Source organism: Pedobacter humicola (assembly GCF_056490705.1).
Genome location: NZ_JBWJIG010000048.1, coordinates 1 through 307, shown reverse-complemented (window position 1 = coordinate 307; position 307 = coordinate 1). Strand labels below are relative to the sequence as shown.

The 307-nt window shown below is 41.4% G+C and carries 1 protein-coding gene; it reads left to right on the top strand.

Annotation, left to right across the window (positions count from 1 at the left end):
• A partial coding sequence (tssD, locus tag AC04Q1_RS26455) for a type VI secretion system tube protein TssD (RefSeq protein ID WP_478367521.1) occupies positions 1-186 on the top strand: 186 nt, incomplete at its 5' end.
• Between the last annotated feature and the right edge of the window lie 121 nt (positions 187-307).

The following is a 307-nucleotide window of genomic DNA, read 5'->3' as shown; positions in this document are numbered from 1 at the left end:
CTGATCAAGAAAACAGAGGAAGATGCCAAAATGAAAGAAGTTAACTTCGAGGATGGCTACATCGTTAAATATTCTGAAGGGATCAACATCGTGGGCGATCACCCGATGACACTCAAGTTCCAGATTTCGGCTCGTAAGCTTAAATTGGGCAACGCTGAACATCTTAACGACTGGCCAAAAGCCTAGGTAGGCACAGGTGGTAGGAAGGTTAGAGGTAAATAAATCACTAACGCCATACACCAAGCCCCATGTTCATCCACAAAATTTATTCATTTTCAAGAAATTAAAACTTACTACAATGGCATTC